This is a genomic window from uncultured Flavobacterium sp. (genome assembly GCF_951805225.1).
In the GTDB taxonomy this organism is placed as follows: domain Bacteria; phylum Bacteroidota; class Bacteroidia; order Flavobacteriales; family Flavobacteriaceae; genus Flavobacterium.
Map to the genome: position 1 here is coordinate 1,770,576 of NZ_OX638201.1, position 25,419 is coordinate 1,795,994.

Annotated in this window: 15 protein-coding genes; 6 read left to right on the top strand and 9 right to left on the bottom strand. The window is 34.7% G+C overall.

The window, feature by feature from the left end:
- Positions 1-85: 85 nt before the first annotated feature.
- The 8 genes from WN975_RS07570 to WN975_RS07605 form a co-directional block, all read right to left on the bottom strand.
- Complete coding sequence (locus tag WN975_RS07570; protein WP_337965983.1) at positions 86-1,618, bottom strand: RagB/SusD family nutrient uptake outer membrane protein; 1,533 nt, start codon at positions 1,616-1,618, stop codon at positions 86-88.
- A gap of 25 nt (positions 1,619-1,643) precedes the next feature.
- Entirely contained in the window at positions 1,644-4,670 is a 3,027-nt protein-coding gene (locus tag WN975_RS07575; protein ID WP_337965984.1) for a TonB-dependent receptor, read from the bottom strand.
- Between the two features lie 1,363 nt (positions 4,671-6,033).
- Positions 6,034-7,626 (bottom strand): solute:sodium symporter family transporter, encoded by a 1,593-nt coding sequence (locus WN975_RS07580; protein WP_337965985.1) that lies wholly within the window; start codon positions 7,624-7,626, stop codon positions 6,034-6,036.
- Between the two features lie 3 nt (positions 7,627-7,629).
- Complete coding sequence (locus WN975_RS07585) at positions 7,630-8,646, bottom strand: GntR family transcriptional regulator (protein ID WP_337965986.1); 1,017 nt, start codon at positions 8,644-8,646, stop codon at positions 7,630-7,632.
- A 66-nt stretch (positions 8,647-8,712) separates the two neighbouring features.
- A complete protein-coding gene (locus WN975_RS07590) occupies positions 8,713-10,917 on the bottom strand; it encodes an alpha-galactosidase (protein WP_337965987.1) in 2,205 nt (734 codons plus the stop codon).
- A 19-nt stretch (positions 10,918-10,936) separates the two neighbouring features.
- Positions 10,937-12,913 carry a sialate O-acetylesterase gene (locus tag WN975_RS07595; protein WP_337965988.1) on the bottom strand — a complete coding sequence of 659 codons (1,977 nt, stop codon included), beginning with the start codon at positions 12,911-12,913 and terminating at the stop codon, positions 10,937-10,939.
- A gap of 4 nt (positions 12,914-12,917) precedes the next feature.
- Positions 12,918-14,873 (bottom strand): alpha-galactosidase, encoded by a 1,956-nt coding sequence (locus WN975_RS07600; protein ID WP_337965989.1) that lies wholly within the window; start codon positions 14,871-14,873, stop codon positions 12,918-12,920.
- 505 nt (positions 14,874-15,378) lie between these two features.
- Complete coding sequence (locus WN975_RS07605) at positions 15,379-15,960, bottom strand: Crp/Fnr family transcriptional regulator (RefSeq protein ID WP_337965990.1); 582 nt, start codon at positions 15,958-15,960, stop codon at positions 15,379-15,381.
- 1,042 nt (positions 15,961-17,002) lie between these two features.
- On the opposite strand from WN975_RS07605, the gene WN975_RS07610 reads away from it, so the two are divergent.
- The 5 genes from WN975_RS07610 (at position 17,003) to WN975_RS07630 (ending at position 22,032) form a co-directional block, all read left to right on the top strand.
- On the top strand, positions 17,003-17,443 hold the full coding sequence (locus WN975_RS07610; RefSeq protein WP_337965991.1) for a heme-binding protein: 441 nt from the start codon (positions 17,003-17,005) through the stop codon (positions 17,441-17,443).
- Positions 17,444-17,462: 19 nt separating this feature from the next.
- The gene (gene mgrA, locus WN975_RS07615; RefSeq protein WP_337965992.1) at positions 17,463-18,458 is read left to right on the top strand and encodes an L-glyceraldehyde 3-phosphate reductase; all 996 of its coding nucleotides are present in this window, start codon (positions 17,463-17,465) and stop codon (positions 18,456-18,458) included.
- Positions 18,459-18,572: 114 nt separating this feature from the next.
- Complete coding sequence (locus WN975_RS07620; protein WP_337965993.1) at positions 18,573-20,033, top strand: glycoside hydrolase family 30 protein; 1,461 nt, start codon at positions 18,573-18,575, stop codon at positions 20,031-20,033.
- Positions 20,034-20,488: 455 nt separating this feature from the next.
- A complete protein-coding gene (locus tag WN975_RS07625) occupies positions 20,489-21,139 on the top strand; it encodes a carbohydrate-binding protein (protein ID WP_337965994.1) in 651 nt (216 codons plus the stop codon).
- Between the two features lie 209 nt (positions 21,140-21,348).
- Positions 21,349-22,032, top strand: a complete 684-nt coding sequence (locus WN975_RS07630; RefSeq protein ID WP_337965995.1) for a hypothetical protein — start codon at positions 21,349-21,351, stop codon at positions 22,030-22,032.
- 95 nt (positions 22,033-22,127) lie between these two features.
- On the opposite strand, the gene WN975_RS07635 is transcribed toward WN975_RS07630, so the two are convergent.
- Positions 22,128-24,542: a TonB-dependent receptor gene (locus WN975_RS07635; protein ID WP_337965996.1), complete on the bottom strand. Its 2,415-nt coding sequence runs from the start codon at positions 24,540-24,542 to the stop codon at positions 22,128-22,130.
- Positions 24,543-25,020: 478 nt separating this feature from the next.
- Here WN975_RS07635 and WN975_RS07640 point away from each other — a divergent pair, with 478 nt between their 5' ends.
- Positions 25,021-25,419 (top strand): hypothetical protein, encoded by a 399-nt coding sequence (locus WN975_RS07640; protein ID WP_337965997.1) that lies wholly within the window; start codon positions 25,021-25,023, stop codon positions 25,417-25,419.

Consider the following 25,419-nt stretch of genomic DNA (forward strand, 5'->3'; position numbering starts at 1 on the left):
ATGGCATTACTAATCAAACTGTGATTAACCAAAAATCACGTGACCAAAAAAATAAAAAATTACATTAAAACTATTTTTAAGGATATTAATATCCTGGATTTTGATCTTCTGGTCCAATCTCATCATTAAGCTTAATTTCTCCTATAGGAATAGGATAAAGACTGTGAAAGGCAGCAATTGTAGCGTTTTGTTTTGCCCATTTATTGCGGGCCTTTACTAATTCTACCAATTTTCCTGTACGATTAAGATCCATTCTTCTCCAGCCTTCAAAAGCTAATTCGCGCATACGTTCATCAAGAATTTGATCTCTAAACTGAGTTTGAGAAAGTCCGCTCCACTTCATTGCTGCGGGTAATGTTCCTCCAAAAGCTCTTGTACGAACCTGATTTACATATCCTTCAGCTTCTGCTGTGTTTCCTAATTCATTTAAACATTCTGCGTAGTTAAGTAATACATCTGAATAACGAATGTATGGTTTGTTTTTTCCTGAATTCCAGAATGATTGCTTTCCTTGTACACGAATATCTTCAAACTTTTTAATGTGCGGATCCAACTCATCACCACCAAAACCTGCAGGAAGCGTTGGTGTAACTCCTTTATAAGTAAAATCATAACGAATACTTGCGTCTTTACGCACATCGCCTGGTTCCCATATTCCTCCATCCGTTTTATCTTTATAACAATATTGAGTAGGAAGTATCAGGTCATAACCACCAAAATAAGCATATTGGTCTATATTTGCCAAAACTCTTGAACCTGTTTGCCATTGAATCTGATTATTATCAGGCCAGTTATTAGTGTACTGCCATTCATATAATGATTCTGAAGAATTAGCATGATCCGGACTAAAAACATCTGCATAATTAGGCAGTAAACTGTACTTACCGGATTTAATAACTTCTTCAAACCATTGCTTTCCTTTTGCATAATCACGGTATCCTGACGCTTGAGGAGCATATAAATATACTTTTCCTAAAAGTGCCTGAGCCACACCTTTTGCAGGAAATGCAGGATTGCTTTGTGTTACAGGAAGTTTTTGAATTGCTCTTTCTAAATCGGCAACTATAGAAGCATAAACCAAAGTCAAAGGCTGACGTTTTAAACCATATTCTGCCGTTTTTGCTTTATCATTAATTGGTATTTCTCCCCAATATTGTGTAAGTTCAAACATTAATGTTGCTCTTAAAAAACTAGCTTCACCTAGTAAAAGATCGCGTTTTGCACTATCGTCTTCGGTATTGGTTCCTAATGCTCTAATAGTTTGTGCAGCTACTTCAATCACTGGCCATCTGTCATTCCACAATTGCCCAATTGCCTGATTCTCCTGACTTAGAAAACCATTGTATAAATCAAGTCCTGCCTGGTTTGCATCTCCGGTTACCTGCAACGCTCCTTGTTGTGCTTCATCTGTACCAAGAGAAGTATAAAGTCCTGCACGGTCTTTTTGCATATTCCTCCAATTCGTTATAGCTCCCAAAAGAACAGGCTCTATTTTACCTAAACTGCCATATGCCTGAGCAGCAGTAAGGGAGCTTTGAGGTTCTTTTTCCAAAAAATCTGAAGTACAAGAAGCTGATAATATTCCTAAGGCCATAAAGGCTATAATTTTTGCTTTCATAAAATAATTTTTTAAATTAATTTGATTAAAGAGATACATTTAATCCCATAACTAACATTCTGGAAATAGGATAAGAATCTCCTCCCTCTGGATCATAACCTTTATATTTAGTTACAATAAACAGATTAGATCCCGTTACATAAAACCTTAAGTTTTTAAGAAAAACACTTTGTGCAACTTTATCTTGTAATGTGTAGGATAATGTAAGTGCATTTAATCTTAAGAATGAAGCATCTTGTATTGCCTTATCTGTCTCGCCCAAAGTATATCTTCCTCCTCCATAATAGGCTCTTGGAATATCTGTATTGGTATTAGTTGGTGTCCAGCGATCCAAAAGATCTGTGTGTGCTGCACTCATTCCTCCTGAGTTCATATAGCTTTCGTAGGTACCACTTGGTCTCTTACCTCCTATTGAATATGAAAACACTGCATTTAATGCAAACCCTTTATAATTAAGATCTGTAGAAAAACCTCCATAATAATCAGGATTCAAATCTCCAACTACATATCTGTCTTTATCATTTATTACACCATCGCCATTGCGGTCTTTGATTTTAATATCTCCAGCCTGAACAGTTCTACTTCCATAATTTACTTTAGTAAGGTCTTCTCCCGTCTGTGCTATACCATCATATTCAAACACATAAACTGTGTTTACTGATTGACCTAAGAAAAAGTTTCCGGTACGTTGGATTTCATTGTTACTATAACCACCCAAATTGTATATCTCTGTTGCGTCTCCATAAAGTTTTGTAACCTTATTTTTTGCCGATGATATGTTGGCAGAAACATTCCATTTAAAATCTTTGTTTTTAATAATGTCTCCGCTAAGTTCTAATTCTATACCTTTATTAGTTGTAGAACCAATATTATCCAGCTTATATTTATATCCTGATGAAACCGGCATATTACGCAACATTAAAAGATCGTCATTATTTATATGAAAATAATTAGCGCTTGCAGTCAGCCTGTTTTTAAAGAAACCAGCATCTAATCCAACATTAAATTGCTTTTGTTTTTCCCATCTTAAATCAAAATTATCAATATAATTATCAGACACATAAGTTCCTGAATTATTGCTAACTTGTGCATTATATAAGGCAAAATATCTGTAAGCATCTACATTTTGATTACCCACCATACCATAACCTACACGAAGTTTAAGTTGATTTAATTTTTCAAATCCTGAAAGGAAATTTTCTTTAGAAATATCCCAACTTCCTGCTATCGAAGGAAAGGTTCCCCATTTGTTATTAGGGCCAAATTTAGAAGAACCATCTCTTCTTACTGTACCAGTAATATTATATTTACCATCATAAGTATAGTTAGCTCTTGCAAAATACGATTGGTTTGAATAATCCGTAAAATTCGAGCTTAACTGTGCATTATCTTTTTGATATGCTCCTGATAATGCCATGTATGTCAAATCATCACTAACAAATCCGCGAGCTCTTACGTCAGTACTATTACCTGAATTACTCATTACAGAAAATCCTCCCATAACACTTACGTCATGCTTTGCGGCAAAAACTTTACTATAGCTTACGGTGTTATCCCACTGATAATTGAATTGTGAATATCTGTAATGATGTGCTTCCCCATTCATAGAATTTCTAAGTGACTGTCCTGTATAACTTGGCACGTAATCAAAATTTGCCTGATCTGCAATATCTACAGACAAAGTAGTTCTGATATCAAGACCTTTTAATGGTTTTAAACTTAAAAAATTACTACTTGTAAGTCTATTACGTGTGCTTGAATTTATGATATCAAGACTTTTTATTGGGTTATAAAGATTTTGGTCAAACACTTCACCATATCTCAGATAAGTAGCTTTAGAATCTATTGGTAATAGTGGATTTGCTCCCAATGCCACACCAAAAGCACTACCTTCCTGATAATCGCTCTTGCTTCTTGAAAAAGTAGTATTGGTACCAAACTGCAGCCATGATTTTAAATCCTGCGTAAGGTTAATTTTTCCATTATATCTTTTAAAATCAGAGTTTTTAAGAAGTCCCTCTTGGTTAACATAATTAAAACTCACAAAATAAGTCCCTTTTTCTCCTCCTCCGCTAAAACTTAAATTGTGATTAGTCTGAAAACCTGAACGCGTTACCTGATCTAACCAATCATAACTTTTACCCGTTCTGTAAGATTCCAATTCATAAGGCGCAAATACAGTCGAACCATCTGACTTAATTTGATTAACATAAGCAGCACGATCAGCTCCAGGATGTTCATCCATATAACGATTTGCATAAGCATCAACTCTTAAATCAAATAATTGTTGACCATTCATCAACGGGATAGTTCTTGCAAATTCAGAAACACCCGTCCATGTATCATACTGTATTTTTGCTTCTCCTGATCTTGAACCTTTTTTTGTTGTAATTACGATTACTCCATTTGCAGCTCTTGAACCATATAATGCAGTAGCAGAAGCATCTTTAAGAACTTCCAGACTTGCAATATCGTCAGGGTTAATGTTTTCAAAATTGCTATCAGTAACCAAACCATCTATTACAAATATTGGATTACCGCCAAAGTTTAGAGAGTTATTTCCTCTAATTCTTATTGAACCTGTCTGACCAGGCACAGCACTTTGTTGTATATATACACCTGAAGCACGTCCTTGTAATGCCTGCACAACATTTGGAGTAGGAACTTCTCTAAGTTTATCACCAGAAACACTGCTTACAGCACCTGATAGATCTCCTTTTTTGATTGCGGCTCCAACTATTATAACTTCGCTTAATTCCTGAGAGCTTGGTTTTAAAGATGCATTTACAACTGAGCTATTCGCAGAAATACTAAGTGGAGTAAATCCGATGAAACTAAATTCTAAAATTGATCCGGCTTTAACATTTGTCAATTTGTAACTTCCGTCAATGTCAGTTGCGGTAGAATTTTGTGTACCTTTTACTATAACTGTAGCACCTGGCAATGGTAAATTTTCATTATCTGTAACTTTACCGGTGATGGTTTGGGAATAAAGTGTACCGGCGGACATCATAACTACTAAGAAGCATAAGTATCTTATTGCGATTCTCATAATGATTTGGTTTTTAGTTAATAAAATATTGAGTTAGTTTTTTTTTATATTGAGCATTTAAAATATCAGAAGACGAATTGACTTATACTATCCTATACTACAACAATACAAACATACAAATATTTTTATAACATCCAAATTTATGTTTTAAGAATTTGTTATTTTTTTAGTGGATTTTTTTCGGCATTTGTATAAATAATAAAGTTTAAAAAGAATAAAGAAAAAAAATCAACTTTAAATTAAAGAAATCTCAGACAAAAACTTACAGAATCACCTTTCTAAACAAAGAAAATAACCACTTTCATAGGATTTCTGTAGTAAAGGGCACATTTAGAAACAATTCGAAATAAAGAAAAAAAAACAGTATTAATTCATGAAATTATTAGTCCAACCATTACTAATAATTCTCGTAAAAGCCTGATTTTATATGTGTAAAAAAGACGCATTGATAAGGGGTTTAGCATTCTTAAACCTAACAGGTTTAAAAAAAATGTACCTTTAGGCACTACAGATCGGTAGAAAAAAAATGGTTTGAAATTCGTTTGCGTGCCGTAGGTAAGCATGATTAGCGTTTTGTTGCGTACCTACGGCACGCTATATATTAATCAATTGATATTTTCTACCAATCTGTAGTGCCTAAAGGCACAGATTTTTGGTTGCGGTTTTTATACGTAATCTATGCGGAGACGCACTGCTGTGCGCCTCTACGTTACAATCTTTGTCTTCTTCGCAAATCTTAGCGGTGTTAGACCTGACAGGTTTTTAAAACCTGTCAGGTCTATATTGAACACAAAAAAAGACGTAAAAAAAGACGCACAATTGCACGTCTCTACGTTACAATCATTGTCTTCTTCGCAAATCTTAGCGGTATTAGACCTGACAGGTTTTTAAAACCTGTCAGGTCTGTATTGAACACAAAAAAGACGTAAAAAAGACGAGCTCCTGTCCGTCTCTAAATTACAATCTATGTCCTCTTCGCAGATCTTAGCGGCGTTAGACCTGACAGGTTTTTAAAACCTGTCAGGTCTATATTGAACACAAAAAAAGACGTAAAAAAAGACGCATTACTTTGCGCCTCTACATTACAATCTATGTCCTCTTCCCAGATCTTAGCGGTGTTAGACCCGACAGGTTTTAAAAACCTGTCGGGTCTGTATTGAACACAAAAAAAGACGTAAAAAAAGACGCACTGCTGTGCGCCTCTACGTTACAATCTTTGTCTTCTTCCCTAATCTTAGCGGTGTTAGACCTGACAGGTTTTAAAAACCTGTCAGGTCTGTATTGAACACAAAAAAAACGCACAATTGTACGTCTCTATAATAAACCTTTGTCCCTTTGCACCTCAGAACCTTAGTACCTTCGATCAAGCTATTCCCCATTTTGAGAACAGAATAAAAATACTAATCATCCCTATTAAAAGCGCGCCAAAATACCAATAACGGTTTTTCCATGGTGCAAGTCCAACAGATTCAAGTTTGATTTCGGTGTATTTATAATTCGGATAAAACCTTGAAACCACCAACATGCATATTGTAGTCAAAACAAATAATACAGCCAGCATATGCAAGTAATGAAGTTTGATATCCAGAATATAATTAAAGATTACATAACTTAAAATAAAGAATATCATTCCGATTCTAGCGGCTTGTGGCGGAACTTTTTTCGATACAAAACCAACCAGAATTATCGTGAAAATTGGTACACAAAACATTCCTCCAAGCTGTTGTAAATATGTATAAAAACCAGCTTTGCTAAACATGATAAACGGAGCCGAAAACATGGCTAAAGCCGAAACAATTATTTCGAATTTACGTCCCGTATAAACCAGATGTTTCTCAGTAACTTCTTTATTTCTTTTTTCTAACCACGGTTTGTAGAGATTCAAAACAAAAAGTGTACTGCTGCTGTTTAAACCTGCATTAAAAGTACTTATTGCAGCGCCTAAAACAACTGCAGCGGTTAAACCAATTAAAAGCGTAGGCAACGTATCTTTTACTACTAATGGAAAAACCTCAGTAGTATTCTCAAGATTTTTATACAAATGAACGCCTATAAGCCCAGGAATATTGATAATAAACGGACATAACAATTTTCCTAAACAAGCCAATCCCATTCCTTTTTGACTGTGCGAAAGACTTTTTGCCGAAAGCGCCTGCTGAACAATAAACTGCTCCATTCCCCAATAATACAAGTTCATGATAAACATTCCAGTAAAAATCGTACTTAACGGAACTTCGTCAGTCGGGCTTCCAATAGCGTTGAGATGCTCTTTATTCTGCGAAAGCATGATATGCAAACCCTGAAACCAATCGCCATTACCAAGAAATTTAAATCCAAAATAAGGAAAAGCGATACCAATTGTCAATAATCCAATACTTAAAATAGTATCACTTATCGATATTGCGCGCAAACCTCCAAGAACAGAATAAGCACAACCCGTTAATCCGATCACCCAAACCATAATCCATATATTTTGCCAATATGTTAAGTGCAAAGGTTCTAAGAAATTGAACATTCCGGTTAACGCAACCGCTCCGCCATATAAAACTGCGGGAAGTAAATTAACGATATAACTGCATAAAAACACAATTGAAACCAATCTTTTGGTCGATTGATCGTAGCGTTTTCCTAAATAATCCGGAATCGTCATGGCTCCGGTACGAAAATAAATAGGCAAAAAGTATTCTGCAACCAATAACATTGCCAGCACAGAACTCACGCCCCATGCAATAACGCTCATATTATTGGTATAAATAGATTCGTTTTCGCCTATAAATTGATTCGCACTTATATTGCTTAACAACAATGCTCCTCCTACTATTAGGAAATTATTGTTGTGATCTGCAAAAAAAAGTCCACTGGTAGTTTGTACCTTTTTTTTACGTGTTTTTATTGCTGAAATTAGGGCAATAAGACCTGTAACTAATATAAAACTGACAATAGACCAAACACTCATAAACTACAGCGAATTTCTGTCAACCAAAACTGTTGGAATAATCTCCTGAATCTTTTTACGATTCAAAACAAAATTTGCCGCTTTTTTTCCCATTTCAGCGAAATCTGTAGAGAATGTGGTAACTCCGTCAAAAATGATCTCTTTTACAATATCATCATTATGCGAAATAAACCCAATGTCTTTACCAATTTTAAGCCCTTTTACTTTAGAATCTTTTAGCATTTCCCAAAGTTCAAGATTGTGAATCGTGAAATATACCTTCCCTTTTTCAAGAGATCCTGAAACATATTCTTCCTTAATTACACCTTTAATATCATAATCCTTCATGAATTTTTTAAACGAATTTAAAATTTCATCAGGTTCAGCAGACGATGGTTTAAAGAAGAAAATAATCTCATCATACTTCTTAATTTTATCTTTTAGCTGTACAAAAGCATTGTATGACGAATCGCCAAACTCTTGTGCAACAAAATTATAATCTTCGTCAGTTTCTATATAACGATCTACCAACAAAACTCTGTTCGTTGGTAATAATTTCAAAACAGGCGGAGTTTTAACACTCGGAATTGGAGCGATAACAAACATTCCGTATTTTCCTTTTATATTTTGAACAATGCTTTCGAAAGTATCAAAATTATTATGGTGAAAAAAGATATCTAACTGAACGTTTTTCCCAAGACCTTTTCTGAAATTTTCATAAAAAGTCTCCTGAAAAATATCAAATGCAAAGATCAATAAAGCCACTTTTAGCTCTTGTTTTACATCATTTGTCGCAACAAAATAACCCAATCGGTTTTTTGATTCGATAATTCCTCTGTGTACAAGTTCTTTATAAGCTTTGGCAATAGTTTCTCTGGCAAAACCTAATTCGCTTATAAAAGTATTTACCGATGGAAGTAAATCACCTTTTGTGACTACCTTTTCATCAATTGCATTAATTATTCCCTGAACCAATTGCTCATGTTTAGAGAAGGAATTTATAGATTCAAGATTTTTTATCTGTTGAATAATTTGCTTCATAAAACGGTTAAATAGGTATTTAATTAGAAATATATTACAAATATATACTAATGTTCGAGATTTAGTTTAGGCCTTAGTAATTTTTAGAACAACACTTGTATTTGAAGAATTTACATTTGGATTAATTCCAACCTGCATTAAAAAATCTCCAGAGTACGTTACCGTTTCTACCGCAGCTTTTTTATCTGGATAAACATTGATTTCTTCCACTTTATAGTTTTGTCCCGCTTCAAGTCCTTTTAATTTTATCGGAAGATGTGTTCCAGCTTCATATCTTGAATTTACCAAATAGCTAAAAACTACCGCTTCATTACCATTTTTATTCACAAACATTACAGAAGCTGCATCATTTCTCCAAGGATTTTGCAAACGATATTGATCTCCTTGCCAAATTGTAGTACTCAAAGCACCATAGTTTTTTATCGCTTGTTGTGCATAAGCTAAATCTTTATCATTTAGATCTTTAACCACAATATCAAAACCTAATCTTCCCATCATTGCAACATCAGTACGATATTTAATAGGTTGTTTTCCCCAATCTGTAACGTGCGCCGCGATAGTCAAAGCAGGATAAAAATACGAGTATTCCCATTGCATATACACACGCTCCAAAGGATCAGTATTATCACTTGGCCAGAATTCTGTAAAGTATTTCAAGGCTGCATAATCAACTCTTCCTCCACCTCCGGAACAAAGCATCATTGGCACTTTTGGATATTTTACACGAATACGTTCCAAAACTTTGTAAAGTCCGTTTACATAATCTGTGTAAAAATTATTCTGTTTGTCTTTCAAATTACTTGAATACGCGTTGTAAATCACAGCATTACAATCCCATTTGATATAAGCTAATTCCGGATTTTCTGTAAAAAGATTGTCTACAACACCATAAACAAAATCCTGAACTTTTGGGTTTGATAAGTCTAAAACCAATTGATTACGGAAATAATGCTCCGCTCTTCCTGGTTGTTTTACAATCCATTCCGGATGTTTTTTGTACAAATCACTCGCAGGATTTACCATTTCAGGCTCAATCCAAATTCCAAATTTCACCTGATTGTCTTTAGCCGTTTTCACTAAAGTTCCAATTCCGTTTGGTAATTTCTTTTTGTTCACATCCCAATCTCCAAGAGCCGCGTCATCATTGTTACGAGGATAATTGTTTCCAAACCATCCGTCATCCAATAAAAACATATCTACGCCCAGTTTTTTACTATCGGCGATAAGCACTTTTAATTTGTTTTCGTCAAAGTTAAAATAAGTCGCTTCCCAGTTGTTAAGCAATGTCATACGGCTTCCTTTTCCGTCTAATATTTTGTAATTTCTAGACCAATCGTGCAAATTACGACTTGCATTTCCTTTTCCTTTTGATGATAAAGTGTACCAAAATTTAGGCGTTGTAAAAACTTCATTTTTAGCCAATAAATAAGCTGCCGCAGCATTATTAATCCCCGAAATAACGCGAAGATTATTTAATGGATCTAATTCTAAATCAGTTCTGAAATTTCCTGACCATTCTAATCCTGCAAACAAAACTTTTCCTTCGTCTTCTGTCGCTGGTTTATCAAGAGAAACCATAAATACAGAAGGCTGAAATAAGTTAGCACGAGAACCTAATTTAGTGTCTAAAACTTTAATTCCGTGAGTTAATTTCGTTTCTTCAGGCTGCATTTCTTTTGCCCAATCACCGTGATATTGATTCAAATAGAAATTATTATATCCTTTAAGGTATAAATTTGCCGAAGCATATTTGTTTAAAGTAATATTTGATTTTTCAGAATGCTGAATTGTTGTCCATTGTTCAATCACATCAGTATCATAATACGATTGAATAAACATATGAACCTCAATTGGATATACATTATCTTTAAGCGTAATTTCAGTCTGAGAAATTCCTGTTGCGATCGTTTTTGTAGTGTGTTTTACGTATAATAAATCAAGCGAAGTATTTCCGTCAGCGTGCGTTACGGCGATTGCAGGTTCCAATAAATTTTTAGATCCTGATGGCGTATAAGCCGCATTATAAATCCCCGAATAATCTGTTCCCTGACGAAACTGACCTTGAATTTTTACATATTCAAAATCGTTTGCCAATTTTTCTCCTAAATAAATGGTATTCAATTCTTTTCCCGGAGTTACTTGCAAAACAAGTGCATTACTTTTGGTTTTAACCGAGATAATTTCTTGTGCCGTTATTGTGCTGCAATAACTCGTCAGAATAAAAAATGCGATCGTAAAAGACTGCCTTAAAGTTGTAAATTGTTTTTTCATTTTATTATGTGTTATTTTCTTATTTCTTTTCTTGTGTAATTCCTGCCCAAACATCAGTTCTAAAAGATGATGCCGGCAAACCAGATGCATTCGTTAAATTTCCGTCAGGATTATCAGCCCAATTGTAGCGCACTGCAACCGGATTTGTTACGCCTTGAGCGAAAACTTCGACTTTGCCATTTACTATTTTAGCATCGGCCCAATGAAATTTTTGATCAGATCCTGCAATCGAAAATCCTTTCAGCAGATTGTCTCTGGGTTTTATATTTTCATTGAAATCAAAATCAATAGTCACGACATTTTGCTTTATAGAATAAGATTTATAAAGTGGTCCCGAATAATCGATTTTGGTATTATACACTTTTGCCAAAGCTATATTTGCCAATCGACCACCAACATCTTGTTTGTTTTTTGGATGAATATCTGCTCCGTTTCCAATATCAGTTGTAACCGCCATTCCGGTATTTGGCAATCTCAAAGCTTTAAATTGTGCTTCTCTTAATTCTGCCCAATCAGAATCTCCTGGTTGTTGTTTTTGTTCTTTATAATTTGCCAATTGAACAAACAAAAACGGCAAATTTTTATCCTTGAATTTTTCTCTCCAATCGTTTATCAGCAACGGAAACAGCTTCTGATATTGATACGCTCTTTCGGCATTACTTTCTCCCTGATACCAGATTACACCTTTTATTTTATAATCTATAATAGGTGAAATCATCGCATTATAAATCGCGCTTGGTCTATTTTGGCCTTGAGCCAAATATGGTTTTACAGGCAAATCTTTACTATCAACACCAATATTATATTTCCAGTATCCAACCAATGAAATCGTTTCTTTACTTGATTTTAAAGCTATTTTTTCATCGCCATAAACTCCACCGTTCCCAGCTCCGTCAAAAACTCTTATTGTGATTGTGTTTTCGCCTTTTTTCAGAAATTTAGCTGGAATTGTATAATGACGTTCTACATTATAACCTTTAGTTTCGCCAATATAATTTCCGTTTATCCAAAGTATATCTTCATCATCTGCATAATAACTTAGACTAAAGTCTACATTATTCTCCTGAACCGTAATCTTTTTTCTAATCCAAACTACTCCATCAAAATTGCCCAATCCGTTGCTGTCAAAAAAAGATGGAAGTTTCATTGTTTTCCAAGTTGAATCATCAAAATTTGATGTTGCCCAAATTGCTTTTTCTTCCGAAAATCCTTTATCCGAAGTTGTCAAATTCTTTTCCCAAACCGCCATATCAGCATTATATTTTTGCAATAATGCAGCGTTATCAGTTTCAGATTTCATGGCTTGAATTTCAGAATCAAAATCATGAATTGTGGTTAACGCTCCAGAACTTGTCCAGGCTTCGATTAGCGTTCCTCCCCAAGAAGAATGAATTAATCCTATAGGAATCTTTTTTTCGTTGTAAATCTTTCTGGCAAAAAAATAAGCCGTTGCACTAAAATCTCCTATCGTTTTTGGACTACAAACATTCCAGCCATCGTGTTGTACTTTTAATGTATTTAATGGTAAAGTACTTTCGATATGCTCCGCTTGTAATAATCGTATTTGCGGATAATTTGCATTCTCAATTTCTTCTTTATAATTATTGATTTTTCCCCAACCTTCCAGAGGCATTTCCATATTACTCTGTCCGGAACACAACCAAACTTCACCAATCAAAACATTATTAAGCGTTTTTACAGTTCCATCATTTATTGTAATGGTATAAGGTCCGCCATAAACAGGAGTTTTCAAAATCACTTTCCATTTACCATTTTCTACCTTAGACGTATATGTTTTTTTATCCCAAGAAGTTATAATAGTTACAGATTTTCCGTCACTTTCTCCCCAAAACGGAACTGAACTTTTTTGTTGCAATACCATATTATCCGTAAAGAACGATGGCAATAATACTGTGGCATGAACGCTATTTGACGATAGAATAAACAATGCTAATACAAGCATCATATTCTTAAAAAGATGTTTTTTCAGCTGCATTTTATTAGTGATTTATAACTTTATACAAATGCGCATCTTTAGCGCCAAGAGTGACTTTTATAATGTTGTTTTTTACGTCAATATTTTCAGAAGTAAAAAGATCCTGCAATTTATAATTGCCATTTTTTATCCCTAATCTTTCTAGAGGAAGTTCAAAATTTTTGCTTGAAATGCCATAGTTTAAAACTGCGATATACCAATCATTACCTATTTTTTGTTCGAAAACTTCAGTCGTTAATTTTCCTGTATTTCCTTCTACCGGACGGAATGCAACACCATTTGCGACAATTTTTAAAAGCTCTTTATTTTGAAGCCATTCTTTTGCACGTTTGCTCCAGATTCCGTCTTTGCTATAATCATCACCAGTAATCAAAGTTCCCGTAATAACCGCCGAAATTAATCTTGCACGATTTTCGCCTTCTGTAACATCTGCAAAAACCACGTGATCTGCATCTATATAATCGTATGCATACGTTTGCCACCAACCATAATTAACGCTATTTAAGGTGTATTGTGTCTGCTCAATTGTTTTCCAGGCATCGCACGCAATACGACGAACGTGTGCATAACGAGAAGTTGCCATATTTGGAGAAATCGCAGCATAAATAAGCATTTGTCCGTCAAGAGCTTTTACTAAATGCTCCATTCCTACTTTGTACGCCTGCATTCCGGTAGTAACATTTTTATCATAAAACGAAGTAGATTCCGCAGCAGCGTGACCTAAAAAGTCGATTTTAATCATTTTAAAACCGCACGCTTTTAGTTTATTAATAACATAATCAACACGTTTAAGCGTTCCCGGATGCGTAGGATCAATGGCACGAGCGCCATCAAAATCAAAATAAGTATTTCCGGTTTTTGTCCACATTTCGCCAAAAGTATAATCACTTCCTTCTGCTTTGCGATTTGGACCATCTTTCCAACCCCAATCTGTAAAAGGCGCCCAATATGCCCCAGGTTCCAGACCTTTGCTTTTGCAATAATCTGCGAATTCTTTTAGTTTACTAAAATCTCCGGTAAATCCACCTTTGACCATATTATCCCAAAAAGAATCTAAATCAATAAAAGCAGTATTTCCAACACGAAATTGCGGAATTGAATTGGCAAAGAAATCAGCCACTTTTGTCGTATTATCATAATTGATTTTCTCCATCAAAACGCCCCAACTATTCCAGCCAACCGGAGTTGGTTTATCCCACGCAAAAACAAAAGGTTTCTCAACAATGCGATTCGTTTTGGCATATTCTTCCATTCCGTTTCTCCAATCAGAATAATATCCAACAAAGAATTTTGGAGACGAAACTTTATCACCTTTTACAATTCCGTGCGCAATACTATCACGCGTAGTTTCTTTTTCTGAATATCCTGCCCAAGCAGAAAATAATGGTTCCTTGTTTTTATTGATTGTTTTTACAGCACTTTTCCAAACCGTATGTTCAAGAGAACCAACGATAAAACCATTTCGCGAAGTATTATTAAAAAGAATTCCAACTTCTGCACTTGTATTTTGAGAAACTTCATCTAGTTTTTTCGAATCATAACTTATAAAAGCGTCATTATCATAAGGAACGAAAACAGTTTGTAGATTTTCGATTTTATCAAAACCAACTTTTCCTAAATCTAATGGCGAAATATAATTGGTTGCAATTTGATTTCCGTTGCCTAAAATTTCGATTTGAGTTATAAAGTATGACTGATTGTTATAAATTATAAAGCTCTGGATTAGCGTTGGATTATTTTTATCTTTATAAGTAAGCGTATATTTTAAACCTTTCCCTAAATTATCATTAATCGTTTCCTTTGATAAAACAGCTTCCGGATAATCGCTCAGAGAAATTGTTTTACCATTCACAATAACCGAAGCTTTTGCTCCAGAAAAAATGTTTTTTCCGGATTGACTTACAGAAATTGTTTTTTGTTGAACATCATAAGTAATAATTCCGCTTTTACCATAAGTCATTTTAATGCTTTTTTGGGCTTCCGCCGAATTGCAAAAAATGACCATAAATAAAACGGACAAAAACATGTTTTTTAACAGGAAATGATACTGTCTCATTAAATAAAGTTTTGGTTATTATACTATTCTATACTACAATAATACAAATTATAATTTATTCTGCAAGAACTTCAAAAAAAAATGTTCGCCAGTTCTTTTAGAAACCATGCTAAACATCACAAAATCAGCTATTTTAAAATTTCAATAATATTACACTTTTTTAGCCAAATAGTCAATTTGACAATAATTCTTTTTAAAGATATCCTAAAAGTTTAGTAAACGTATAGATTGTGTCTTTAAAATTTTAACACTTAAGTGAAAGAAATATTTCTACAACACTTATTATCGGAACAAAGGATTAAAAATCTGCAAAATCTGCGAGAGGAAAAAAGCACCTCACTTCAACACATAAAAAAAGGAGTCATAAACTCCTATTCTACTTTATAATTATAATCGATGAAATCAAAACTTATCCGTTTTTCAAATGTTTTGCTCTCAATCTGCTTAAAAACTCAGGCGTGATTCCCAAATAAGAAGCGATATATTGTTGCGAAACCCGCTGCGATAATGTTGGATATCGATTCAGAAATTCTACATATTGCTCCATCGCCGTCGAGGAAACGGTTTTGAACAAGCGCTTTTGCAATTTCGATAAATGCCTTTGAATCATTAATCGAAACATGCGCTCTAATTGCGGAACTTCATTGATTAGATTTTCTTTCGCTTGACGGCTTAAAACTAATAACTCACAATCTTCCAGCGCCTCAATATACATATCGCTTGGCACCTGATCCTCAAAACTCGTAATATCACTTACCCACCAATCTTCCGTTGCAAATTGCAATGTCAGTTCTATTCCGTCACGATCCACAAAATATTCTCGTATGCAACCTTTATTTATATAAGCTTCAAAATTGCAGATTTCGCCCGCGTGCAATAAAATTGTTTTCTTGGGAACTTTTCTAAACTCAAGATTATTTTCAAAAATTTTAATCTCTTGTTCTGATAGTCTGGCAAATCTGGAAAGATAATCGTGTATTTTCTCAAACATCTTAAAAACTGGTTTAGTAGGATTGCTTTTGGTAACAAGTCGTAAATATATGATATATTTATTTAACGTGTTTTTATAGACGATAAATATTCGCAGAGGCACACACCAGAATATCTCCACGAAAATCACGCATAAAAATTACGCCCTAAAATGTGCCTCTAGGCACATATCATCGGTAGAAAAAAAAATGGCGCAAAATTCGTTCGCGTGCCGTAGGTACGCATGATTAACGTTTTGATGCGTACCTACGGCACGCTATATTTATTTCGATTGATGTTTTTTTACCAATGATATGTACCTAACGGTACATTTTTTTGCAAATCTTAATTTGCTGTGTATTTCTACATTAAAAAATCAAAATACAATATTAATTTATAGACAACGAATATCCGTAGAAGCGCACGTCAATGCGTCTCCGCAAAGATTAAACACATAAAAATCACACCCAACAATGTGCCTCTAGGCACATATCATCGGTAGAAAAAAAAATGGCGCGAAATTCGTTGGCGTGCCGTAGGTACGCATGATTAACGTTTTGTTGCGTACCTACGGCATGCTATATTTATTTCGATTGATGTTTTTTTTACCAATGATATGTACCTAACGGTGCATTTTTTGCAAATCTTGATTTGATGCGCATTTCTACGTTAAAAATCAAAATATAATATTAATTTATAGACAACGAATATTCGTAGAGGCGTACAGCAGTGCGTCTCCGCATAGATTATACACAAAAATCACACCCAACAATGTGCCTCTAGGCACATATCATCGGTAGAAAAAAAAATGGCGCGAAATTCGTTGGCGTGCCGTAGGTACGCATGATTAACGTTTTGTTGCGTACCTACGGCATGCTATATTTATTTCGATTGATGTTTTTTTTACCAATATGTAGTGCCTAAAGGCACATTTCAATCACGTCTTCACATCTTCACAAATTCACATGATTCGTATTATTTTATTATTTCTTGATCTAGTTTAAGAAATTAGGCGATTTAATATTTGATCTTTGAAAATTAAACACACAATAAATTTATAATCAATGAAAGATCAAGTTCTCCATCTAAGAATTACACTGGCATTATCGGCAATTGACGATTTAATTCCATCTTATATGCAAGTTGAAGAAGACAAAGCAATTTCTAACGGAAACGTTGCAATTTGTATTATTGACGAAGAAGGTATGGTTTATGGCCGAATGTACGGAAATGACAAAGTTCGTAAAAGACAATCGTATAAAATTGCCTGGACAAAAGCGAGTCAGGTTTGGCTTACCGGAGTTAAAACGGGAGATTATGAAAGATTGGTTTTTAATAAAGTTGTAGACATGAACGCTAACGGAATCCAGGCTCCGGACCTTATTGGCTGGGAAGGCGGACAACCAATTACATTAAGTGACGGAACACAACTTTCGATTGGTTTTAGCGGTTTTAGAGGCGCAACAGATTTAGAAATTGTAACCAAAGCATTCAAAAAAATATAACAATCATAATTAAAAAAACATGACTTATTTACCAGATTCAAACCGATATCAAAAAATGGAATACCGTCGTTGTGGCAACAGCGGATTAATGCTTCCAGCGCTTTCTCTTGGTTTGTGGCATAACTTTGGCGCGATCGATAATACCGAAAACGCAAGAAACATATTGCACACTGCTTTTGATAATGGTATTACACATTTTGATCTTGCCAATAATTACGGTCCTCCGGCGGGATCTGCTGAGACTACTTTTGGACAAATATTCAAACAGGATTTTAAACCTTTTCGTGACGAACTTTTGATTTCTACAAAAGCCGGATGGCCAATGTGGGAAGGTCCTTATGGAGATTTCGGTTCTAAAAAGCATTTGATTGCCAGCTTAGACCAAAGTCTGAAACGTATGGATTTAGAATATGTGGATATTTTTTATCACCACAGACCGGATCCAAACACACCAATGGAAGAAACTATGGCAGCGCTGGATTTAATTGTCCGTCAGGGAAAAGCACTTTATGTAGGTGTTTCGAGTTATAGTCCTTCCGAAACTCAAAAGGCTTTTACAATCTTGAAACAATTAGGAACTCCTTGTGTGATTCATCAGCCAAAATATTCGATGTTGGAGCGTTCTGTTGAAGATGGATTATTGGATGTTCTGGAATTAAATGGTATTGGCGGAATCGCTTTTTCACCTCTTGCACAAGGTCTTTTGACAAATAAATATCTAAACGGAATTCCCGAAAATTCAAGAGCTACAGCACATCGCGGAAATGGCGCAATCGAAGAAGACGCAATCACGCCTGAGAATATTGCCAAGGTTAAAAAGCTTAACGAAATGGCATTAGAACGCGGACAAACATTGGCACAAATGGCGTTGTCATGGGTCATGAAAGACAAAAGAATTTCATCGGTTATTATTGGCGCAAGTAAACCCGAGCAAGTAATTGATTCTGTGGGATGTCTTAAAAACACTTCGTTTTCTGCAGAGGAACTTAAAGCAATCAATCAAATTCTGATATAAAGCAATTACAAATTGGCGCAAGTTTTAAATAAAAAAATCAGCGCCAATCCGCTTAATCCGCAAAATCAGTGGGCAATTTACAAGAAACAAAAACTAACTATCTAACCCATAATTATGAAAACATACCATTTTACAACATGCCTGACCATCATGTTATCGGGATTTTTGACCAATAATCTCGTCGCTCAAAAAAGTCCTTCAAAAACGGATTATAAAAGCGTTACGGTTTATGTAACAGCAAAAAATACCAATAACAAACTAACAAAAACAGAAACTTTATCTTTTATAGACAAACCACAACCTATAGAAAAAGAATTTTCGGTATTTGTTGATCCTTCAAAGACTTATCAAACTATGTTGGGAATTGGTGGCGCTATTACTGATGCTTCCGCCGAAGTTTTCTACAAGCTTTCTAAAGAGCAACAAGCAGAAATCCTGACTGCTTATTATGATAAAGAAAAAGGTATTGGCTATACTTTAGCACGAACAAACATGCAAAGCTGCGATTTCTCAAGTGATATCTACAGTTATATTGCCGAAGGTGATAAAGACTTAAAAACCTTTGATATTAGCCACGACAGAAAATACCGAATTCCGTTAATTAAAGAAGCTATTACAAAAGCGGGCGGAAAACTAACTTTATACGCTTCGCCGTGGAGTCCGCCAGCGTGGATGAAAACCAATAATAATGTTTTGCAAGGCGGAGCTTTAAAACCGGAATACAACCAAAGCTGGGCAAACTTTTTTGTGAAATTTATAAAGGAATACGAAAAAGAGGGAATTCCAATTTGGGGTTACACGGTACAAAACGAACCTATGGCGGTGCAAAAATGGGAATCTTGCATTTTTACGGCGCAAGAAGAACGCGATTTTATCAAAAACTTTCTTGGACCAACAATGCAAAAAGCGGGTTTGTCTAAAAAGAAATTGATTATGTGGGATCATAATCGTGATTTAATGTACCAACGTGTGAGTACGGTTTTGGAAGATAACGATGCAGCAAAATATGTTTGGGGAATTGGATATCACTGGTACGAAGATTGGCATAAAAACGGAATGAACTTTGAGGCTGAGCGCCGTGTGGCAGAAGCTTTTCCGGATAAATCACTTATCTTAACAGAAGGTTGTGCGGCTGATTTTGACCAAAAGTTATTGACGGATTGGACTTATGGCGAAAAATATGGTATGTCGATGATTAACGATTTCAATATTGGAACGGTTGCCTGGACGGACTGGAATATTTTACTAGACGAAAAAGGCGGACCAAACCACGTTCAAAACTTTTGTATGTCGCCTATTCACGCTGATCTTTCAACCGGAAAATTGATTTATACAAACGGATATTATTATTTAGGTCACTTTTCTAAATTCATTCATCCGGGCGCAAAACGTGTGGCGTGCAATTCCAGCAGTAATAAACTTTTGTCTACAGCATTTGTAAATCAGGATAATAATCTTGAAGTTGTCGTGATGAATCAATCTGATGATAACGTAGATTATTTTCTTTGGATAAAAGGTAAAGCTTCAAAAATAACAAGTCTCGCACATTCGATCGCTACTTTAGAAGTAAAATAAATTTTCTAATACATAGGTTTCACGTTTATACCTAATCTATGTGAAGACGCACTGCTGTGCGCCTCTACGAATATTCGATGTCAATAAATATTGTTGACTACAGGGTTTTATCGTGGATATCCAAAACCGTACGCCTTGTTTGTGTTCAATATAAACCCGACAGGTTTTTAAAACCTGTCAGGTCTAAAAACGCAAAAATAAAGAAAGAAGTCATAGATTGTATTGTAGATATGCAAAACCGTGCGCCTTGTTTGTGTTCAATATAGACCCGACAGGTTTTTAAAACCTGTCGGGTCTAACAACACTAAAATAAAGAAAGAAGTCATAGATTTTATCGTAGATATGCAAAACTGTACGCCTTGTTTGTGTTCAATCCAGACCCGACAGGTTTTAAAAACCTGTCGGGTCTAACAACGCTAAAATCAATGCGTTGTAATAATCCAAAAAAGAATAATATGAAAAGAATATTAACAATCCTGAATATTTTCATTTTGATTGGCACATCGGCAATAGCCCAAACATCGGCTGAAAAGTCAAAACCAATGAAATTACAGCAGATTCCGGGAAAAATAGAATGTGAATTTTATGATCTTGGCGGGGAAGGCATTGCGTATCACGATACTGATGAAGTCAATAATGGCAGCGGAAAACTGAATCCCGTTAACGGAAATCCTTTGAATGAATTCCGAATAAAAGAAGCCGTGGATATTTCGTATACAAAAACAGATAGTATTGATGATACATCTTATACCAAAGTTCCTCTCAAGATGAAACAGCTTTATGTGGGCTGGACGCAACCTTCAGAATGGATAAATTATACGATTCTGGTTAAGAAATCCGGAACGTACAAAATTGGTGTTTTGTATACCGCAAATGGTGATGGCGCAATTTCTATCGCAGTAAACGGAAAAGACGCCACAGGAAATATGAAAATTGAATCAACACATGACGACAAAGATCCCGTTGCGTGGCGACAATGGCATCATTGGAATAGTTCGGAAAACATAGGAACTATTAAACTCGAAAAAGGCACACAATTACTAACCTTGCATATTGTCGAAAACGGGAACATGAATTTAGATTACCTGACTTTTACTCCCAATTAATTTTTTCACCATATAAGTTATGTAAGTTTATTTAAGCTGTACGCATATTTACAATTCAGCTTATATTTTCTTATATCACTTATATGGTGAAAATAACTTATATGGTGGAAATCTTCAAATCAAGTATTTCTACCTAAAACCAGTTCATTCTATCTTTCTAAATTAGCTCAATAAAATAATCGTCATTTTAATTCTCTTATAAAGATCTTATGAGCAATCCCATTTTTACCGCACTTTTACCAATCCAAAAAGAATTTTCGCACTATTTACCTAACAGAAATTTCCTTGAATTCAATGGAAAACCTGTTTATCAATATATGATTGAAAAACTACTGAAAATTGATGCATTCGAAAGTATTGTTATCAATACAGATTCTGACGATGTGAAGGAATATTGCAAAAGCAACGGAAAATTAAGGATAATCGACCGACCAAAATCTTTAATTGGCGAAGACATAAAATCGGATTTAATTACAGCTTATACTCTTGACAAAATTGGTGGAGAACATTTTATCGAAATTCAAAGCTTTAATCCATTGCTTACGCAATTTACAATAGAAAGTTTCATTAAAGAATATACGGATCTTATAGTGAACGGAGAATATTATGATTCGTTTTTTAGCATTCAGCGTTACGAGTTGAGAAATTACGATTTAGATAAAAGGGAAATGAAAGATGACTTCCCGTTTTCAATAATCGAAAACGGAATTCTTTACGGATTTAATCGTACCACTTTCCGTAAAAATCGAAAAAAAATTGGAAAAATGGCAACACTTTCTGACGTAAAAGAAATTGAGAATACACTTTTGGATTCAGAAACTAACTATGAATTAGTGAAACTGGTTTTTGCGAATCAGGATAAATTTCCAGCTATTTTTCATAGTGGCGTTTAGATAAAAGAAATAGAATTAAAAAAGGGATTATTTCATTATTAGTGAAATAATCCCTTTTTTTATAAAACCTCAAAAGCTATCTTCTCGAAATAATCTTAGAATTTAAATGTAACATTTGCTGTTATACGAGTTGGATTTTGAGCTGCAAGTCTGTAAGACCAATATTTTTCGTTGGTAATATTATCTACTTTAAGACCAAGTCTGTATTTTGGCTGATCGTAGAAAAGTGAAGCATCTAATACCGTATACGACGGAATAGAAAACTTGAACGCTGCGGTATTTGTCTGGTTATATTTACTACCATAAATACCTCCAAAACCAATTCCTAAACCTTGCGCGCCACCTGTCGTAACTCTATAACTTGCCCATAAATTTGCCGTAGTTGGTGATCCGGCCGTTGATGGTCGTAAACCTTGGAAATTAGGATTACTCTTTTCAAATTTACTATCATTATAAGTATAACCTGCAACGATATTTAATCCTGAAATTGGGTTGGCAATAAACTCCGCTTCGAAACCTTTACTAACTTGAGTTCCATCCTGAACTGAGAAGTTTGAATGATCCGGATCGTCACGAGTAACATTTGTTACCTGAATATCGTAATAACTTAATGTAGCCGAGATTTTATTAAGGTCAAACTTAAATCCTCCCTCCCATTGATTCGCCTGATTTGGTTTGAATGTATTACCATAAAAATCAGAACCCGAAACGTTGCTAAAACCATTCATATAATTACCAAAAACCGAAATTTTTTCTTTCATAATTTGGTAAACTAATCCAAATTTTGGAGATAAAGCCGTTTGGTTATAATTTCCGGCGATCGAATCTTTGCTTGGATAATAAGTTCCGTTGTTCATATAGCGATCCACACGAATTCCTCCCATTGCCAATAATCTATCTGTAACATTCAAAACATCCGAAACATAAGCACTATAGGTTTCTTCGTCATTCGATACATAATTAGTAAACTTAGCGGTAACAAACATTGGCGCCACTTTATCCACATTAAAATTATTATAAGCATCACCCGGTTTTTTATAATCCATTGCCGGCATGTTTACAATTGCATCATTACGTGTTGCGCGCAAACTATAATAATCAACTCCCGCTACAACTCTGTTTTTCAGCTTTCCGATATTAAATTTACCAATAAAATTTTGCTGAATATCAGTTCCGTAAAACGGAGATTCCTGATACGTAACTTGTTGTCTTAATGTCGTTGGTGATGTCATTTGCAATGCTACCACATAACCATCAGATGATGATCTTGTTCTAGATAAGATGGTTTGGGACGTCCATTCATCAGAGATTTTATACTTTAACTGCGCAAAAACATTGTATTGCTGACTTGTATAATTGATGGTATTATTGGCAAAAGATAATTTATAAGGAATATCAAGCGCTTCAATACTCGTTAAAGCTCCTTTTCCCGCAAACGGAGTAAGTCTGGTTGGCGAAGTTGCTTTGTATAAACTAAATTCGGCGTCGATTAAAAGCGTTAATCTCTCGTTGATTTCATAAGAAAAACTTGGAGCTATAGAAAAGTTTTTGTTGAATCCTGCGTCCTGAAAACTTCTTTCGCTATGAAAAGCCGTATTTACTCTCAACAAAGCCGTTTTATCTGCGTTAATTGGCGTATTAATATCTGCCGTAAAACGATTCAAATCCCAACTTGCTGCTGAGTACGAAATTTCACCTTTGAAGGAATCAAAAGGCTTTTTGGTAACACGATTAAATAAACCTCCAAATGATGATAATGTACTTCCAAAAAGTGTTGCAGATGGTCCTTTGATAACCTCAATACGCTCTAAATTTGCAGGATCAATACTCGTATAAGTAAAACTACCAACACCGTTTCTAACAACTTGAGGCGTTGCAAAACCTCTCGAAATAGAAGTTGTTCGGCCTTGATTTCTTACTTCGGCAATACCGGCTCCGGGAACGTTTTTAAAAGCACTATTATAATCTGTAATAACCTGCTCTTTCATTAATTCCTTGCTTACGACGATATAAACCTGTGAATTTTCAATGTTTTTTAAAGGCATTTTTGCTACATCAAAACTTTCTTTTTTAGCAAAACGATTTCCTCCAGTACGAATTACAACATCATCAAGATTCTCTACAGATGAGTTTACTCTTATGTCAACATCTGCAGTTGGAGCTTGTTCTGTAATCTCAGCAGTTTCGGTAGATGACGCATATCCTGCCATCGAAACTTCTAAAGTATATTTTCCAAAAGGTAATTTTTTGAAATCATATTTACCTGCTGAATTGGTTACAGCACTTTTATTTATTTCGATCAATTTTACCACAACTCCCTGACTTGCATTACCGTCGTTTGTGATAACAGTTCCGGAAATTTGTCCTGTAGTTGCTGTTTGCGCCTGAATAAATCCAACATTCAAAACTGAGAATATCAGAATAAGAAATGCTAAATTATATTTTGATTTTTGTTGTTTTTTTTGATTAATCTCCTTTAAAGAAGACATTATTAGTAATGGTATTTTCATCTGATTATTCTTATTTAAACTGATTCTAAATTAGATCGCAAATGAACAATATTTATTTGAATTTATTCGCATAAGAATATAATTTTTTTCGAAATAAATAATCTAAAATCAGTGTGTACAAACACACTGAAAAAAGCTGCAAGTTTATTCTGACTCTACAAACTTTTTCTTTAATTTTGAGAAGAGTTTAAATATAATTTGAGTCTTTGAGGAATTATTGAAACAGTCAAATTCGCAAAACACAACTGTCAAATACTTATCTGTAACTTGCTATTACAGATCTGTAAAACAGGTATTTTTACTTACATAACATCACTATTTTTTGAATACTTTCGATGTGTTCAAACACCGCTCTTTTACTACGCCAAAATCGGAAGATAATCTACACGCCGCGCCACAATAAAGCTAGAATTAATGGATTTCAATTTAGAAAATGCGATCCTTTTCAAATAATACATATTAACATTAGAATATAATTATGGAATCATCTGAACTTATTCTGAATTTACTAATTGGAGGAATCTTAGGTCTTGTAGGCCAAATGTTGAGATTTCTAGTTGGCTATAAAAAGCTATATGATGTAGCTGCAAAAGAAAGTATAGCGCCTTCGCAAATGTTTGATACCAGCAGGTTTGTCATTAGTCTTATTATTGGTTTTGTGGCAGGTATAGTTGGAGTTGTATCAATATCAGATTTTAAGTCAACTATTTTTAGTGCAACTCCAAAAGAAACCATAATGACGCTTATCGGAATTGGTTATGCAGGAACCGACTTTATCGAAGGTTTTATAAAAAAATCTATTCCCTCAAATACTACAGAATCCGTTGCCGATGACGGAAAAGCGCCTCGCCCCGGAGCGTCTGAACAACCAGGATAA

What these genes read in the sequence shown, in the direction of transcription:
- WN975_RS07570 (WP_337965983.1), bottom strand. Translation starts at nt 1,618, where the DNA reads ATGAAAGCAAAAATTATAGCCTTTATGGCCTTAGGAATATTATCAGCT.
- WN975_RS07575 (WP_337965984.1), bottom strand. Translation starts at nt 4,670, where the DNA reads ATGAGAATCGCAATAAGATACTTATGCTTCTTAGTAGTTATGATGTCC.
- WN975_RS07580 (WP_337965985.1), bottom strand. Translation starts at nt 7,626, where the DNA reads ATGAGTGTTTGGTCTATTGTCAGTTTTATATTAGTTACAGGTCTTATT.
- WN975_RS07585 (WP_337965986.1), bottom strand. Translation starts at nt 8,646, where the DNA reads ATGAAGCAAATTATTCAACAGATAAAAAATCTTGAATCTATAAATTCC.
- WN975_RS07590 (WP_337965987.1), bottom strand. Translation starts at nt 10,917, where the DNA reads ATGAAAAAACAATTTACAACTTTAAGGCAGTCTTTTACGATCGCATTT.
- WN975_RS07595 (WP_337965988.1), bottom strand. Translation starts at nt 12,913, where the DNA reads ATGCAGCTGAAAAAACATCTTTTTAAGAATATGATGCTTGTATTAGCA.
- WN975_RS07600 (WP_337965989.1), bottom strand. Translation starts at nt 14,873, where the DNA reads ATGACTTATGGTAAAAGCGGAATTATTACTTATGATGTTCAACAAAAA.
- WN975_RS07605 (WP_337965990.1), bottom strand. Translation starts at nt 15,960, where the DNA reads ATGTTTGAGAAAATACACGATTATCTTTCCAGATTTGCCAGACTATCA.
- WN975_RS07610 (WP_337965991.1), top strand. Translation starts at nt 17,003, where the DNA reads ATGAAAGATCAAGTTCTCCATCTAAGAATTACACTGGCATTATCGGCA.
- mgrA (WP_337965992.1), top strand. Translation starts at nt 17,463, where the DNA reads ATGACTTATTTACCAGATTCAAACCGATATCAAAAAATGGAATACCGT.
- WN975_RS07620 (WP_337965993.1), top strand. Translation starts at nt 18,573, where the DNA reads ATGAAAACATACCATTTTACAACATGCCTGACCATCATGTTATCGGGA.
- WN975_RS07625 (WP_337965994.1), top strand. Translation starts at nt 20,489, where the DNA reads ATGAAAAGAATATTAACAATCCTGAATATTTTCATTTTGATTGGCACA.
- WN975_RS07630 (WP_337965995.1), top strand. Translation starts at nt 21,349, where the DNA reads ATGAGCAATCCCATTTTTACCGCACTTTTACCAATCCAAAAAGAATTT.
- WN975_RS07635 (WP_337965996.1), bottom strand. Translation starts at nt 24,542, where the DNA reads ATGAAAATACCATTACTAATAATGTCTTCTTTAAAGGAGATTAATCAA.
- WN975_RS07640 (WP_337965997.1), top strand. Translation starts at nt 25,021, where the DNA reads ATGGAATCATCTGAACTTATTCTGAATTTACTAATTGGAGGAATCTTA.